Annotated in this window: 18 protein-coding genes; 13 read left to right on the top strand and 5 right to left on the bottom strand. The window is 60.6% G+C overall.

Translation table 11 applies throughout. The annotated features are described in order from the left end of the window. Positions 1-21 precede the first annotated feature (21 nt). From ispH to ACSQ16_RS03655, 3 genes are all read right to left on the bottom strand, one after another. On the bottom strand, positions 22-972 hold the full coding sequence (gene ispH / locus ACSQ16_RS03645) for a 4-hydroxy-3-methylbut-2-enyl diphosphate reductase (protein WP_243261643.1): 951 nt from the start codon (positions 970-972) through the stop codon (positions 22-24). 61 nt (positions 973-1,033) lie between these two features. After that, on the bottom strand, positions 1,034-1,774 hold the full coding sequence (locus tag ACSQ16_RS03650; RefSeq protein WP_243261642.1) for a helix-turn-helix transcriptional regulator: 741 nt from the start codon (positions 1,772-1,774) through the stop codon (positions 1,034-1,036). Positions 1,775-2,024: 250 nt separating this feature from the next. Continuing rightward, a complete protein-coding gene (locus ACSQ16_RS03655) occupies positions 2,025-2,579 on the bottom strand; it encodes a LabA-like NYN domain-containing protein (RefSeq protein WP_243261641.1) in 555 nt (184 codons plus the stop codon). Between the two features lie 123 nt (positions 2,580-2,702). Here ACSQ16_RS03655 and folK point away from each other — a divergent pair, with 123 nt between their 5' ends. From folK to recO, 12 genes are all read left to right on the top strand, one after another. Beyond that, positions 2,703-3,311, top strand: a complete 609-nt coding sequence (folK, locus tag ACSQ16_RS03660; protein ID WP_243261640.1) for a 2-amino-4-hydroxy-6-hydroxymethyldihydropteridine diphosphokinase — start codon at positions 2,703-2,705, stop codon at positions 3,309-3,311. 73 nt (positions 3,312-3,384) lie between these two features. Continuing rightward, complete coding sequence (rpoZ, locus tag ACSQ16_RS03665) at positions 3,385-3,738, top strand: DNA-directed RNA polymerase subunit omega (RefSeq protein ID WP_093738298.1); 354 nt, start codon at positions 3,385-3,387, stop codon at positions 3,736-3,738. 36 nt (positions 3,739-3,774) lie between these two features. Then, a complete protein-coding gene (locus ACSQ16_RS03670) occupies positions 3,775-5,925 on the top strand; it encodes a RelA/SpoT family protein (protein WP_243261639.1) in 2,151 nt (716 codons plus the stop codon). A 36-nt stretch (positions 5,926-5,961) separates the two neighbouring features. Further along, positions 5,962-6,618 (top strand): DUF2062 domain-containing protein, encoded by a 657-nt coding sequence (locus ACSQ16_RS03675; RefSeq protein WP_243261638.1) that lies wholly within the window; start codon positions 5,962-5,964, stop codon positions 6,616-6,618. 100 nt (positions 6,619-6,718) lie between these two features. After that, positions 6,719-7,471: a pyridoxine 5'-phosphate synthase gene (locus tag ACSQ16_RS03680; protein ID WP_093927940.1), complete on the top strand. Its 753-nt coding sequence runs from the start codon at positions 6,719-6,721 to the stop codon at positions 7,469-7,471. A 112-nt stretch (positions 7,472-7,583) separates the two neighbouring features. Continuing rightward, entirely contained in the window at positions 7,584-8,027 is a 444-nt protein-coding gene (locus ACSQ16_RS03685; protein WP_093927387.1) for a PA2169 family four-helix-bundle protein, read from the top strand. 146 nt (positions 8,028-8,173) lie between these two features. Beyond that, positions 8,174-8,587 (top strand): holo-ACP synthase, encoded by a 414-nt coding sequence (gene acpS / locus ACSQ16_RS03690; RefSeq protein WP_093927386.1) that lies wholly within the window; start codon positions 8,174-8,176, stop codon positions 8,585-8,587. A gap of 122 nt (positions 8,588-8,709) precedes the next feature. Then, entirely contained in the window at positions 8,710-9,546 is an 837-nt protein-coding gene (lepB, locus tag ACSQ16_RS03695; protein WP_093927385.1) for a signal peptidase I, read from the top strand. Beyond that, positions 9,543-10,229 (top strand): ribonuclease III, encoded by a 687-nt coding sequence (gene rnc, locus ACSQ16_RS03700; protein WP_435988591.1) that lies wholly within the window; start codon positions 9,543-9,545, stop codon positions 10,227-10,229. The genes lepB and rnc overlap by 4 nt, the downstream gene beginning before the upstream one ends. Further along, positions 10,226-11,134: a GTPase Era gene (gene era / locus ACSQ16_RS03705; protein ID WP_067935569.1), complete on the top strand. Its 909-nt coding sequence runs from the start codon at positions 10,226-10,228 to the stop codon at positions 11,132-11,134. The genes rnc and era overlap by 4 nt, the downstream gene beginning before the upstream one ends. Positions 11,135-11,149: 15 nt before the next feature. Beyond that, entirely contained in the window at positions 11,150-11,479 is a 330-nt protein-coding gene (locus ACSQ16_RS03710) for a DUF1491 family protein (RefSeq protein WP_243261636.1), read from the top strand. Then, positions 11,479-12,201 carry a DNA repair protein RecO gene (recO, locus tag ACSQ16_RS03715; protein ID WP_243261635.1) on the top strand — a complete coding sequence of 241 codons (723 nt, stop codon included), beginning with the start codon at positions 11,479-11,481 and terminating at the stop codon, positions 12,199-12,201. The genes ACSQ16_RS03710 and recO overlap by 1 nt, the downstream gene beginning before the upstream one ends. On the opposite strand, the gene ACSQ16_RS03720 is transcribed toward recO, so the two are convergent. Both ACSQ16_RS03720 and ACSQ16_RS03725 read right to left on the bottom strand, forming a co-directional pair. After that, positions 12,185-12,577: an META domain-containing protein gene (locus ACSQ16_RS03720; protein WP_243261634.1), complete on the bottom strand. Its 393-nt coding sequence runs from the start codon at positions 12,575-12,577 to the stop codon at positions 12,185-12,187. The two genes, recO and ACSQ16_RS03720, sit on opposite strands and share 17 nt — an antisense overlap. 67 nt (positions 12,578-12,644) lie before the next feature. Then, entirely contained in the window at positions 12,645-14,327 is a 1,683-nt protein-coding gene (locus tag ACSQ16_RS03725) for an acyl-CoA dehydrogenase family protein (RefSeq protein ID WP_243261633.1), read from the bottom strand. A 142-nt stretch (positions 14,328-14,469) separates the two neighbouring features. Between ACSQ16_RS03725 and ACSQ16_RS03730 the strand changes: the two genes are divergently transcribed. Beyond that, positions 14,470-15,234, top strand: a complete 765-nt coding sequence (locus ACSQ16_RS03730) for a sulfite exporter TauE/SafE family protein (protein WP_243261632.1) — start codon at positions 14,470-14,472, stop codon at positions 15,232-15,234. The last annotated feature ends 156 nt before the right edge of the window (positions 15,235-15,390 follow it).

Genomic DNA, 15,390 nt, shown 5'->3' on the forward strand with positions numbered 1-15,390 from the left:
CGGCTGGCGCGCGGCGGTCAATCAGGCGGGTTGGCGCAGGACCCGAGGCACCTTGAACTCAACGTTCTCCTGCGCGGTTTCGACCAGTTCAGTGGTCACGTCATAGCGGGCTTTGAAGGCGTCGATCACCTCGTTGATTAGCACTTCGGGGGCCGATGCGCCCGCCGTGATACCGATGCTGCCGATCCCATCCAACGCGCGCCAATCGATGTCGTCCGCGCGTTGCACCAGTTGCGCATAGGCGCAGCCCGCGCGGGCACCGACTTCGACCAGACGTTTGGAGTTCGACGAATTCGGTGCGCCGACCACCAGCATCGCGTCGCATTTGGGCGCCATGGCTTTGACAGCTTCCTGACGGTTGGTCGTGGCGTAGCAGATGTCTTCTTTATGCGGGCCGATGATGGCGGGGAAGCGTGCCTGTAGGGCCGCCACGATATCGGCGGTGTCGTCAACGCTGAGCGTGGTCTGGGTGACATAGGCCAGACGGGCCTCATCACGCACGGTGACATTGGCCACATCGTCGGGCGTTTCGACAAGCAGCACATCGCCATCGGGCAGTTGGCCCATGGTGCCGATCGTCTCAGGGTGGCCCGCGTGGCCGATCATAATGATTTGGAGCCCGGCATCGGCATGGCGCTGTGCTTCGATATGGACCTTGGAGACCAGCGGGCAGGTGGCATCGACATAGATCATATTGCGCGCCTGCGCGGCGGAGGGCACGGATTTCGGCACGCCATGTGCGGAGAAGATCACCGGGCGGTCGTCGGGGCATTCCGACAGTTCCTCGACAAAGACCGCGCCCTTGTCGCGCAGCCCGTCGACGACGAATTTGTTGTGCACGATCTCATGGCGCACATAGACTGGCGCGCCCCATTTTTCGAGCGCCATCTCGACGATCTTGATCGCCCGGTCCACGCCCGCGCAGAATCCGCGCGGCGCAGCGAGGTAGAGGGTCAGGGGCGTGTTGGTCATGGCGAAGTCTCCGAACGGCTTGGCGCAGAGGTAAGGGCTTGGGCGCGCTTCGTCCAGCCCGTCAGCCTTTCTTGGGCGCAGCCTCGCCTCCAGCCCCATGCACAAGTGCGGCGGCTTGGGCGCGGTTACGGATGCCCAGCTTGCGATAGCCGGATTTCGCGTAGTCCGACACGGTGTGAATCGACAGGTTGCAGTGATGTGCCGTTTGTTGGCGGCTATAACCATGCGCCAAAAGATTAACCACTTCGGCTTCGCGCGGGCTGAGCTTATCAAAAGCAGAGGGGCTATCCGGGAGGGGCAGTAGTTCTGCCCCGACAAGGTCTTCGATGCGCCGGTGCATCAGCAGGCAGAACAGGCGCAACTCTTCGGCGATGTCGTGGAAAGTTTGTTCAAACTCTTCCGCCGCCATTCCGTTGCCGATCACAAAGCCGCCAAAGCGTTCAGACCCTTGCAGACGCATCGGTACGGCAAAAGCAGCGTGAAGCCCCGCTCGCGCCGCACGCGCGATAAGGGAATGTTCGGAGGGCGTGACATCGGGGTAGAGATGTACAAAGGCCTGCCCGATCATCAACACCTCATAGCTGTTGCACGAGTGATGCAGAAACGGGTCATCTTCGGGCGGGAGGTTTTTATAGAGATCGGGGATGGTGCAAAGCAGCTGCGCATTTTTAAAGTCGGCGCCCACACTGATATGGAGTGCATGGGTGAAGCCGATTTCTCGGAGTGCCGCTACGATCCCATCCCAAAGTGTGTCGATATCTTGTAGTTTTTCCAGCCGTACTGCGACATCGACGAGCATCATCCCTCACTTTACCCCCCTATTTAGGGGGGTCGTCTACTTCTACGGGAACAAGTACTATTGGATCAAGGGGAACGCATGGGTTCATGTGCTGTATTGTATCTTCCCTGGGGTATTTTAGAAATTTCACAGGCCAGTGACGGCGACGTCTCTGGCCTGTTATTCGTATCCGCACTTTCCTGATAGAGAAACGCAGGAATTCAACCTCCGCGATCAGCGGAGCCGTTCAGGGCAACAAAAAGGCGATCTGCGGTCAGCTTTGTGGAGCCGGCATCGGATCACGTGGGGGGCGGCCAATGACATCGCGCAGGTCGTCAAGCTCAATGAAGTTGTCGGCTTGGCGGCGCAGATCATCGGAGATCATCGGCGGCTGACTGCGAATCGTCGACACGACAGAAACGCGCACGCCTTGGCGTTGCAGGCTTTCGACCAGCGGGCGGAAGTCGCCGTCGCCGGAAAAGATCACGATATGGTCGACACGCGGTGCCAGTTCCATCGCATCAACGGCCAGTTCGATGTCCATGTCGCCTTTGACCTTACGGCGGCCCATGCTGTCGGTGTATTCCTTGGCCGGTTTGGTGACCATGGAAAAGCCGTTGTAGTTCAGCCAATCAACAAGCGGGCGGATCGGCGAATACTCATCGTTTTCCAGCAATGCGGTATAGTAGAAGGCGCGCAGCAGCTTGCCGCGACGCATGAACTCTTGCCGCAGCAGCTTGTAGTCGATGTCGAAGCCCAGCGTCTTTGCCGCGGCATAGAGGTTGGAGCCATCTATAAAAAGCGCCAACCGCTCATCTTTGTAGAACATTAATCTATCCTTTCGGCAGGCTTCGCCGTATTCCCGGTTTGAACTGTAATCGCCACGAATTAATAAATCCGTGACCTCTGGCGATGCCCCCACATCAGGGTGCATAACTAAGGCTTTTTAACAATGTCGCAAGACCCCGAGGGTATGGAATTAAGCAGTAGAGAGCCTATACGAAAGTATAGTCTCCTGATTGCGCTTGGCGGGAACCTCGGCTCTTCTGTCGGTGCGCCGCAAGAAACCCTGAAGTCAGCTTTGAAGCTGTTGCAAACCTCCGGCGCGGTGATTCGCGCGACCAGTGCATTCTATCATACTCCGGCTTTTCCTGCAGGAGCGGGGCCCGATTATGTGAATGCCGCAGCACGTCTGGAGGCACCGTGGGATCCCGCCAAGGCGCTTGGCGTCCTGCATCGGATCGAGGCGCAGTTGGGTCGGGAGCGGGTGCAGCGTTGGGGCCAGCGCACATTGGATTTGGATTTGCTGGCCTGTGATGATATCGTGTTGCCAGACCGTAACACCCACAAGATGTGGCGTGATTTGCCGCTTGAGGCGCAGATTGGCCGCACGCCAGAGCAGTTGATCCTGCCGCATCCGCGCCTGCAAGACCGCGCTTTTGTGCTGGTGCCCCTGGCCGATGTGGCCCCCGATTGGGTGCATCCGCTGCTTGGGAAACCGGTCCGCGCGCTGCTTGAGGCTTTGCCTGAGCGGGATCGTGCCAGCGTGCGGCGTCTGTAATAACGGCTTGTAAATCTGCCCGAGGCGGCCTAAATACCGCACTTCTGGCAGCAAATGAGATATTGGAGGCTTCATGGCCCGCGTCACCGTCGAAGATTGTGTGGATAAGGTTCCGAACCGTTTCGAACTCGTCATGCTGGCCGCGCACCGCGCCCGCGAGATCTCTGCCGGATCGCCGCTGACCGTTGACCGCGACAACGACAAAAACCCTGTTGTCTCCCTGCGCGAGATTGCTGACGAAACACAGTCGGCTGACGATCTGCGTGAGCGTCTAATCGAGAGCAACCAGAGCCAGATCGAAGTCGATGAGCCCGAAGAAGATGCAATGGCGCTTTTGATGGGTGCCGAGCAGGACAAGCCCGAAGAAGACAGCATGTCCGAAGAAATGTTGCTGCGCCAGTTGATGGCCGCACAGGGGCAGGGGTAACCCCCGCGCCCCGGCCGGGGCTATGAGGCAGATGGCATGAACAGCGCCGACATTACTGCCGACGATCTGATCGCCCTTGTTCAGGGCTACAATCCCCGCACAAACGAGGCATTGATCCGCGCCGCCTTTGATTATGGCGCGCGGATGCATGAGGGGCAGTTTCGCCATTCGGGCGAGGCTTACTTTACACATCCCGTTGCTGTCGCTGCGATTCTTACGGAACAGCAGCTTGATGATGCGACGATCATCACCGCCCTTTTGCATGACACGATCGAAGACACCAAAGCGTCCTACGCCGAGGTGCAGAGCCTCTTTGGCGGTGAAGTCGCCGAATTGGTCGATGGTGTTACCAAGCTGACGAACCTTCAGCTCAACTCGACCGAAACCAAACAGGCCGAGAACTTTCGCAAGCTGTTCATGGCGATGTCCAAGGACCTGCGGGTCATCCTTGTGAAACTGGCGGACCGCCTGCACAACATGCGGACGATCAAATCCATGCGCCCCGACAAACAGGTCAAAAAGGCGCGGGAGACGATGGACATCTATGCGCCGCTGGCGGGCCGTATGGGCATGCAATGGATGCGCGAAGAGTTGGAAGACCTCGCGTTTCGCGTGCTTAACCCCGAGGCGCGCGCGTCGATCATCCGGCGTTTCATCACCCTGCAACGCGACACTGGCGATGTGATCCAGCGGATCACGGGCGACATGCGCGTGGAGTTGGAAAAGGCAGATATTGAAGCCGAAGTCTTTGGCCGGGCCAAGAAGCCCTATTCGATCTGGCGCAAGATGGAGGAGAAGGAGCAGAGCTTCTCTCGCCTGTCCGACATTTACGGTTTTCGCGTGATTACCGCCTCCGAGGAAGATTGCTATCGCACACTTGGCGCGATCCACCGGCGTTGGCGTGCGGTGCCGGGACGGTTCAAGGATTACATCAGTCAGCCCAAAAGCAACGGCTACCGATCTATCCACACCACCGTTTCGGGGCGGGATGGCAAGCGGGTTGAGGTGCAAATTCGGACCCGGCAGATGCATGATGTGGCCGAAACCGGCGTTGCAGCGCATTGGTCCTACCGCGATGGCGTGCGGAGCCGGAACCCCTTTGCTGTCGATCCCGCCAAGTGGATCAGCCAGTTGACCGAACAGTTCGACGCCGAGACCGACCATGAGGATTTCCTCGAAGCGGTGAAGCTTGAGATGTATGCCGACCAAGTCTTCTGCTTCACGCCCAAGGGCGATGTGGTGAAGTTGCCGCGCGGCGCGACCCCGATTGATTTCGCCTATGCGATCCATACGCGGATCGGCAATGCCTGCGTGGGGGCCAAGGTCGATGGGATGCGCGTGCCGCTCTGGACACGGATCAAGAACGGCCAGTCGATTGAGATCACCACCGCGCAGGGCCAGACACCGCAGGCCACTTGGCTCGACATCGCCACCACTGGCAAAGCTAAATCGGCGATCCGGCGCTCCCTGCGTGAGGTAGACCGCGAACGCTTTATCAAGCTGGGGCGGGAATTGGCGCGCTCGGCTTTCGCTCAGGTGGGCAAGAAGGTCACCGATAAGGTGCTGCACACTGTCGCTAAGAACATGCGGCTCAATGGCCCCGACGAGGTGCTTGCCCGGCTTGGCAGTTCCGAACTGACGGGCCGCGAAGTGGTCGAATCCGTCTATCCCGATCTTGCACCGCAAAAGGGCGAGCAGATCGACGTGCGCCGCGCCGTGGTCGGGCTGGAGCCGGGCCAGAGCTTTGACCGCGCGCCTTGCTGCACGCCGCTACCGGGCGAACGCATCGTTGGCATCACCTTCCGCGGCAAGGGGGTGACCGTTCACGCGATCGACTGTGACCGCTTGTCGGAATATGAAGACCAGCCCGATCGCTGGCTTGATCTGCGCTGGCATGATGGCAGCCATCCGGCGGATTATACATGCGCGCTGGACATCACCATTGGCAACGGCGCGGGCGTTTTGGGGCGGGTCTGTACCTTGATCGGCGAGGCCTCGGCCAATATCTCTGATTTGGAGTTTGTGGAGCGTAAGCCTGACTTTTACCGGTTGGTGGTCTATGTGGACCTAAGAGACGTGAGTCATCTGCATTCGCTGATGTCCACGCTCGAAGCCGAAAGTGAGGTCGCCGATGTCAGCAGACACCGCAATATGAGCATAGGAAAGACTGTCGAAAAGACCGCCTGACCCGCGCAGACGAAACGCCGATACTGGACCTGATTCTTGATTTTCAAACGCCGCGATCCGAAACCGACCCTGCGCGCGCTGGCCGAGTTTCTGTGGCCGCGCGGCGGTTGGACGCGCGCGTTTCACTATGTCAAACACCGGATGCGGCGGCTGCCTGACAGCCCAGAGCGTATCGCGCGGGGCATCTGGGCTGGGGTCTTTACGACCTTTACGCCGTTCTACGGGCTGCATTTTATCGTGGCGGCGCTAATCGGGCGGGTGATGCGTGCAAATATCCTCGCCGCGCTTATGGCCACCTTTTTCGGCAATCCGTTGACCTATGTTCCCATCGGCATCGCTGCCCTGCAAACCGGTCACTGGATCCTTGGTGCGCCCGTGGCCCCAACGGCGCATCGGTCATTTGGTGGCAAATTTCTTGATGCGGGGCGCGACCTTCAAGAGAACTTTTTCGCGATCTTTACAGATGCCAGCATGGATTGGTCGGGGCTGACGATCTTTTTCCATCAGGTGTTCTACCCCTATCTGATTGGGGGTGTCCTGCCGGGGATGATCTGCGCCACAATTGCCTATTACATTTCTGTTCCGGTGCTGCGCGCCTATCAAAAGCGGCGGCGCGGCATGATCAAGGCCAAGTTTGAGGCGTTAAAACACAAGGCTTCGCAGAAGGCCGAGGCCAAGCGCCACGCCGACTGAATCGCCGCCTTGCATCAATTTTTCGGAAAAAGGGCTTCTCCCTATGGGGTTGGCAAAAATTCCGACCTATGGTCGCGCCAATGATGCAAGAGGAAACAACATGGCTGACCAACCAAAGCTGAGATTGGGCGTGAACATCGACCACGTGGCGACCGTGCGCAACGCGCGGGGCGGGGCGTATCCTGACCCATTGCGCGCTGCCAAGATTGCGGAAAAGGCCGGGGCTGATGGCATCACCGCGCATCTGCGTGAAGACCGGCGGCATATCTCGGACGCCGATATCGAGGGGTTGATGGAGGTGCTTTCCGTCCCGCTCAACTTTGAGATGGCAGCCACCGACGAGATGCAAAAGATCGCCCTGCGGCACAAACCGCATGCCGTTTGCATCGTGCCGGAAAAACGCGAAGAACGCACAACCGAAGGCGGACTGGAAGTTGCGCGTGAGGAAAACAAACTGGCCCATTTTATCGCGCCGCTGCGCGAAGCGGGCAGCCGCGTGTCGATCTTCATTGCCGCAGAACCTGCCCAGATTGAAGCAGCCAACCGCATCGGGGCCGAGGTGATTGAGCTACATACCGGCGCCTATTGCGACGCCTTCGCCGAAGGCCGCTGGGACGAGGCCGATGTCGAGTTGAAGAAACTGCGCGACATGTCGACTTTTGCGGCTTCCTTGGGGCTTGAGGTTCACGCAGGCCACGGGCTGACCTATGACACCGTGACCCCCATCGCCGCCTTTCCGGAAGTGCGCGAACTCAACATCGGTCACTTCTTGATCGGAGAGGCGATCTTTCTTGGTTTGGAGCCTGCAATCGCCGAAATGCGCCGCCTGATGGATGACGCCCGCGATGGGTAACAGACGCTTGCCGGGGCGGCGGAAAGGCACTCATGCGCTGCCCTTGCTTGGACCCAGATCCGCTTTGCCGCGTTGTGCTGCCAGACTGGTTAACAAAACCTAGGAGGCACCAATGAGCGACCATATCGACACATTGAAAAAACTGCACACCCGCCTGATCGACAGCCGTGACGGCTATCGCGAATCCCGCAAAGAAGTCTCTGACGAGGCTGCTTTCGTCGGCTTCTTCGATCAGCGCATCGCTGAGCGCGAGAAGTTCCACACCGAGCTGCACCGCCAGTTGGGCGTCGATGGCGTGGATGTCTCTGAAGAGGGCTCCGTCGCCGCATCAGCGCACCGGGGCTGGGTCAAGCTGCGTGACGCTGTGACTGGCGACGACGAAGCCGTCTATAATGAGATCATCAACGGCGAATCCGCATTGGTCGAAAACTACGACGATGCGATCAAAGCCACCGCTGGCCGCCCCGGTTATGAGTTCCTGACTGAGCAGCGTGCCTCGGTTCAGCGCGCCATTGACGAAGCGAAAGCCGAGAAGGCCCGCCACGCCGTCGCATAAGCGCCGCGCCTTGCCATAAGTTAACGCCGTCCCGCCCCAGCGAGGCGGCGTTTTCTCGTCGTATTGCTGCTTTTCCTCGGCCCCGCCGCATGATCTATTGAGGGCAAAGGGCGCATCGGCCCCGTCACGCGATAAGAATGGCCCCAATGATCCTCGGCATCGGTACTGATCTGGCAAATATCGAGCGTATCCAAGGCACGCTCGACCGCTTTGGCGACCGCTTCCGCAATCGTGTTTTTACTGACGTGGAACAGCGCAAGGCCGAGCGCCGCCGCGATGTAGCGGGCACCTATGCCAAACGCTGGGCCGCGAAGGAGGCGTGTTCTAAGGCGCTTGGCACCGGGCTGCGCATGGGCATTGCGTGGCGCGACATGGCGGTCAGCAATCTGCGCACCGGCCAACCCGTAATGGAGGTGACAGGCTGGGCCGCCGACCGTCTGGCCGCGATGACCCCGCCGGGGCATGAGGCGATCATCCATGTTACCCTGACCGACGATCACCCTTGGGCGCAGGCTTTCGTGGTGATCGAAGCGCGCCCTCTTGCCGATCCGGCCAGTTAGACTGGCGCGCCCCGCCGTTTCGCGTCATATGCATGCGGGGCAGGCCGATCCGGCCCTGCTTCCCTTGACTTGGCCCGCACGGCCCCGCATGTAACCCCAAACCGATATGTCAGGAGCGCCGCATGGCCGCTAAGGAAAAAACCGGCAACGCCTTTGTCGAAACCATCAAGACAATCTTCTGGGCGCTGCTGATCGCCGGTGTCTTTCGGACCCTGTTCTTCCAGCCCTTCTGGATCCCCTCCGGCTCAATGAAAGAGACGCTGCTGATTGGCGATTTCCTTTTCGTGAACAAGATGGCTTACGGCTATTCCTATGCGTCTTGCCCCAGCCTGATGCTCCCCGGTGTCGGGATCGAGATTGACGCCAAGGATGTCTGCGGAGTGTTCGACGGCGATAATGAGCGTCTCTTCGGGTCCGAGCCTGAGCGCGGCGATGTGGTGGTCTTCCGTCATCCCGTGTCGGGCCGCGACTACATCAAGCGTCTGATCGGTCTGCCGGGGGACAAGGTGCAGATTCAAAACGGCGTCATCAGCCTGAACGGCACCCCGGTCAAAGTTGAGGATGCAGGCACCTTTGAAGAGGTCATGGCCCCCCAAGGTCCACAACAACTGCGTCCGCGCTGCGAAAACGGCCCCGTTGGGCAAGGCGGCACCTGCGTCAAAAGCCGCCAGATCGAAACGTTGCCCAATGGTGTTTCGCATCCGATCTTGAACATCACCAACCAACAGTCGGACAACACGGGCGTCTATACCGTGCCTGAGGGGCATTACTTCTTTATGGGCGACAACCGCGACAACTCTGCCGACAGCCGTCTGGCGCAGCGTGCGGGTGGCGTGGGTTTCGTGCCCTTCGAGAACCTCATCGGCCGTGCAGACCGCATTGTGTTCAGCTCTGCCGGGCGTTCGATGCTGTTCTTCTGGACATGGCGCAGCGACCGTTTCTTCGAAGCTGTCAGATGAAGCTAAGCGGAGACCTCAAAGCCTTCGAGGCGCGGATCGGCCATCACTTCGGCAAGCCGGAACTGCTGGTTCGCGCGGTGACCCATGCCTCCATGTCCTCGGCCAACCGCGACGACAACCAGCGGCTGGAGTTTCTGGGCGACCGGGTGCTGGGCCTTGTCATGGCCGAGGCGCTGCTGGCGCTGGATCCCGGCGCGACCGAGGGGCAGTTGGCCCCGCGGTTCAACGCATTGGTGCGCAAGGAAACCTGCGCCGATGTCGCGCGTGAGATTGATCTAGGCAAGGTGCTGAAATTGGGCCGGTCTGAGATGATTTCGGGCGGGCGGCGCAAGCAGGCGCTGTTGGGCGACGCTATCGAGGCGGTGATTGCCGCCGTTTATCTGGATGGCGGGTTTGACGCGGCCAGAGACCTCGTGTTGCGGCTGTGGGGCAACCGGCTGAAGACGGTTAAAGAAGACGCCCGCGACGCCAAAACCGCGTTGCAGGAATGGGCACAAGCACGCGGCCTGACCCCGCCGCGCTATGTCCAGACCGACCGCAGCGGCCCCGACCATGCGCCGGTCTTTACCATTACCGCGCGGCTGGACAACGGCGCCGAAGCCGCCGCCACCGCGCCCTCAAAACGTGCCGCCGAACAGGCCGCCGCCACCACGCTGTTGCGGCAATTGGAGAAGAACTCATGACCACCCGTGCCGGATTCGTCGCCCTGATCGGAGAGCCCAACGCGGGCAAATCCACGCTGTTGAATCGGATGGTGGGGGCCAAGGTCTCGATCGTGACCCATAAGGTCCAGACCACCCGCGCCCGCATCCGCGGCGTGGCGATGGAGGGCGACGCGCAGCTTGTCTTCGTCGACACGCCCGGCCTGTTCCAACCGCGCCGCCGGCTTGACCGTGCCATGGTCGCCGCCGCTTGGGGCGGGGCGGCGGATGCCGATGTGATCGTGCTTCTGATCGAAGCGCACCGTGGCATGACCGAGGGCGTTGAGCGTATCCTTGAGGAACTCGGCAACATCGCCAAGGGCCGCCGCGTGGCGCTGGCAATCAACAAGATCGACCGCGTTGAGGCACCTGTGTTGCTGGGCCTGACCGAGAAGATGAACGCAGCTTTCGATTTCACCGAGACGTTCATGATCTCCGCCGAACGCGGCCACGGTATCGACACGCTGCGCCAGTGGCTGGCCGGAGAGGTGCCGGAAGGCCCATGGCTCTACCCCGAAGACCAGATCGCCGATCTGCCGATGCGCAACATCGCGGCCGAGATCACCCGCGAGAAGCTGACCCTGCGCCTGCATCAGGAACTGCCCTATCAGCTCACCGTCGAAACCGAGAACTGGGAAGAGCGCAAGGACGGCTCCGCCCGGATCGACCAATTGGTCTATGTGATCCGCGATGGGCACAAGGGCATCGTGCTGGGCAATAAGGGCGAAACGATCAAGGCCGTGGGCAAAGCGGCGCGGGAAGAGCTTGAAGAGTTCTTGGGCCGCAAGGTGCATCTGTTCTTGCAGGTCAAGGTTCGCGCCAACTGGCTGGAAGAGGCCGAGCGCTATTCCGAGATGGGCTTGGATTTCAAAGATGGCAACGACTGAGCGTAAAGGCCAGCCATGCCCCGCCTGACCGCGCGTTTCTGGGTCGATGCCTATCTCACCCGGCTGCGGTTGCAGGACATTCCGGCTTTCGTCGTCGCCCATGGTGACGACACCGGCGGCGCGGTGCTGGTCAAGCTGGCAACGCTTGATGGCCGCGCCGTGCTGTTCCAGCGGTCCTTCGATCTGATGACCGGCGATAGGAAATGGATCGAATTGGCCGCAGGCGACGAGGCCGAGGTTGATGCCACCGTCACCCGCCAGCGCGGGTTCGATCCCGACCTTTGGGTGATCGAAGTTGAGGACCGTCAGGGTCGTCACCTGCTGGACGAGCCGGGGCTAAGCTGATGGAATGGCGCGATCAAGGCATATTGCTGAGCGCGCGGCGACATGGCGAAACCTCTGCCATCATTGAGGTCTTCACCCCCGAACAGGGCCGTCATGCCGGGATCGTCCGCGGCGGCACCAGCCGCAAGATCGCCCCCAGCCTGCAGCCCGGCGCGCAGCTTGATCTGGCATGGCGCGCGCGGTTGGAGGATCATATCGGCGCCTTCACCGTCGAGCCTCTGCGCAGCCGTGCCGCGGTAGCGATGCAAGACCGTCTGGCGCTGGCGGGGTTGAACGCGGTGACCGCGCTTTTGTCTTTTTGTCTGCCCGAACGCGAGCCGCATCCGGCACTCTACCGCCGCACCGAAGCGCTGCTTGACATGCTGGGGCAGGGGGAGGTCTGGCCGCTGGCCTATCTGAAATGGGAACTGCGTCTGTTGGAAGAGATGGGCTATGCGCTCGATCTGGAAAGCTGCGCGGTAACCGGGGTGAGCGAAGAGCTGATCTATGTTTCGCCCAAGTCGGGCCGCGCCGTTTCGGCCAAAGGCGCGGGGGAGTGGGCGAACCGGCTCTTGCCATTGCCGACAGTCCTACGCGGCGGCACGGGGAGCGATGCGGAGATTGCACAGGGGCTTGTCACGACGGGCCATTTCCTTTCGGCGCATCTGGCGCGCGATCTGGGTGGCAAACCTCTGCCGGAAGCCCGGGCGCGCTTTGTAGATGCCTTTAGTCGACGGCTTTGAAGATCAGTCGTTCGCCGCTCTCATCCGACAGAATCAGCGTGTCGCCCAATACATCCGAGATGGTCACCTCTCCTAAAGCATTCAGAAACGCCGTCTCTGCTGCGAGGTCCGGGCAGGCGCGGCGCGTGGCGGCGATATGGCCCGCGTCGAACCACGGGTAGGGCACCGTCATCGCGGCGCTATAGGCGTTGCAGGGCGCCTCTCCGGCAATCTTGCCGGTCTCTGGGAAGGTCAGCGTGGCGCGGGCGTCGAAGGGGGTGCCGTCCAGTTCCACCAAGGTCCATGTCTTGTCGCCCGCCCCGTAGGCGCGGACGGTTTCGTCGCTCTGACATTGCGGCAGGGCGCTGAGGGCGGCGAGGATCAAGAAGCTGCGCATGGGCTGTCCTTTGGCTGGAAACGCCGCCTATGTCTCTGACAGAAGCGGCGCTTGCAACCCCGGAGCGTCAGCCCAGAAGCCGCCGCGCGATAACCTGCGCTTGGATTTCCGCCGCTCCCTCAAAGATGTTCAGGATGCGCGCGTCGCAAAGCACCCGGCTGATCTTGTATTCCAGCGCGAATCCGTTGCCGCCGTGGATCTGCAGGCCGTTGTCCGCAGCGGCCCAAGCGACCCGCGCGCCAAGCAGTTTCGCCATGCCAGCCTCGACATCGCAACGACGGCCAGCGTCCTTTTCAAACGCGCTGTAATAGGTCAACTGCCGCGCAATCATCAGTTCCACCGCCATCATCGCCAGCTTGCCCGACACGCGGGGGAAGTTGATCAGCGCCTTACCGAACTGCTTGCGGTCTTGGGCATATTGCATTGAGATATCGAGCGCCGATTGCGCCACACCGATGGCACGCGCAGCGGTCTGGATGCGGGCGGACTCAAACGTCTCCATCAGTTGTTTGAACCCGCGCCCCTCTTCGCCGCCGAGAAGGTTCTCGCCCTTCACCTCGAACCCGTCAAAGCCCAGTTCGTATTCCTTCATCCCCCGATAGCCCAGCACCTCAATCTCTCCGCCGGTCATGCCAGGGGTGGGGAAGGGGTTGGCATCGTCGCCGGGGGTCTTTTCGGCCAAGAACATCGACAGGCCGCGGTGGTCTGTGGTTTCCGGATCGGTGCGCGCCAACAGTGTCATCACATGGGTGCGCGCCGCATGGGTGATCCATGTCTTGTTGCCGGTGACCTTGTAGTTGTCCCCGTCCTTTACCGCGCGGGTGCGCAGGCTGCCGAGGTCAGAGCCGGTGTTCGGCTCGGTAAAGACCGCCGTGGGCAGGGTTTCCGCGCTGGCAATGCGGGGCAGCCATTTTTCTTTCTGCTCTGTCGTACCGCCGCAGAGGATCAGTTCCGCCGCGATTTCCGACCGGGTGCCGAGGGAGCCGACGCCGATATAACCGCGAGAGAGTTCTTCGCTGACCACACACATCGACGCTTTGGTCAGGCCCAGCCCGCCGTATTCTTCGGGAATGGTCAGGCCAAAGACGCCCATTTCGGCCAGTTCTTCGATCACCTCAATGGGGATCAATTCGTCCTTCAGATGCCAGTCATGGGCATAGGGTTCGACCTTCTCAACCGCGTAGCGGCGGAATTGGTCGCGGATCATCTCAAGCTCTTCATCAAGGCCGCTGACGCCAAAGGTCACATCGGCGCTGCGCTCCTGCATGAGTTCAACCAAGCGGCTGCGCGCGGCCTGCGTGTTGCCGCTGCGGGTCAGAGTGGTGAGCGCCGGATCGTCAAGCGTGGCTTCGTCCTCAGCGCTCAGCCCCAGATCTTGCAGGCGCAGCATTTCGCCTTGGTTCATCTGGATGCCACCACGGATCTGGCAAAGGTATTCGCCAAAGGCGATCTGGTGTAGGAGTTCTTCGACCTCGCCAAAGCGCCCGTCACTCTGTAGGCGCTCGGCCCAAAGCTGCATCTGGCGTAGCGCCTGCACATAGGTGGCGAGCCACGCAAGCCCGTGCGCTGCGGTCTGGTTGGCCTCGATCAGCTTGGCCGAGACGCGATCCCCCTCGCTTACCTGCGCGCGGACGGCGGCAGTGGCTTTCTGGAGCAGCCGGTCCAGCGGCGGGAGCGCCGCGCCGGTCAGCCCGATCAGATCGTCGAGAATTACGCTATGCATCGTCATATCCTGACCGTCATGTGCCATGATCTGTCCTTTCTTGCTTGGGCCAGACATAGCGCCTTCGCAGTTGCAGCACAACAAAGATACGTTTCAATGCCTATTTTTGTTTTTATATTACGTAGAAAATTTGCTCGTGCGGCTGCCGTCCGGCCTGCTATGTAACGGCATGAACAGTATTTTCCCCTTTCTCACCCCGTTTGAGTTTTACGCAGCTTTGGCCATTGGTCTTTGCGGTGGTTTCGTTAAAGGCGTTGTCGGATTCGCCCTGCCGTTGGTTTTGATTTCCGGCCTAACGACCTTCATGGCGCCAGATTTGGCCCTTGCTGGTTTGATCCTGCCGACGGTTCTGGCCAATGCCTTTCAGGCCTTGCGCCAAGGTCCGAAGGCGGCGGCAGGTTCCATTCGATTGTTCTGGGTATTTCTGCTCTGCGGCGGCATCACACTGGTTCTTTCTGCCCAGATGGTACGGGTGATTCCCGAGGAGGCAATGCTGCTGGCCATTGGTGTTCCGATCGTCTTTTTTGCGCTGCTGCAATTGTCGAAGTATAAGTTTCATCTGGCGCAACGTTCCACGCGGGTCGAGGCATGTGTCGGCGCGTTTGCTGGTGCGGTCGGCGGCGTTTCCGGCGTTTGGGGGCCGCCAACGGTTGCGTATCTGACCGCGCTTGGCACCCCAAAGCACGATCAGATGCGGATTCAGGGGGTGATCTATGGGCTGGGCGCGGTGGCGCTGCTTGGGGCGCATATGGGTTCGGGTGTGCTGAACGCGCAGACTTGGCCATTCTCGGCGCTGTTGCTTGCGCCTGTGATGCTGGGCGTTTGGCTCGGCGGCATGGTGATGGATCGGGTCGATCCGGTCCTGTTTCGCAAGATGACGCTGCTGGTGCTGATGGTTGCAGGGCTGAATTTAATCCGACGCGCGTTGTTCTGAGCGGGTCTGGTCGTGAGCGTAAGGCGCGACCGGCTCTCATCTGCCTATCCCAATGGGTTTGCGATTTGGCAAGGTTTGGTGTGCCCTAGGCAATGCACATCATGAGCGCGGCATAGTGACAAGAGGCGAGACAGATCGCCGAGCATCGTTTGCAGT

The sequence above is a fragment of the Sulfitobacter sp. SH24 genome (assembly GCF_965641895.1).
GTDB lineage: Bacteria > Pseudomonadota > Alphaproteobacteria > Rhodobacterales > Rhodobacteraceae > Sulfitobacter > Sulfitobacter dubius.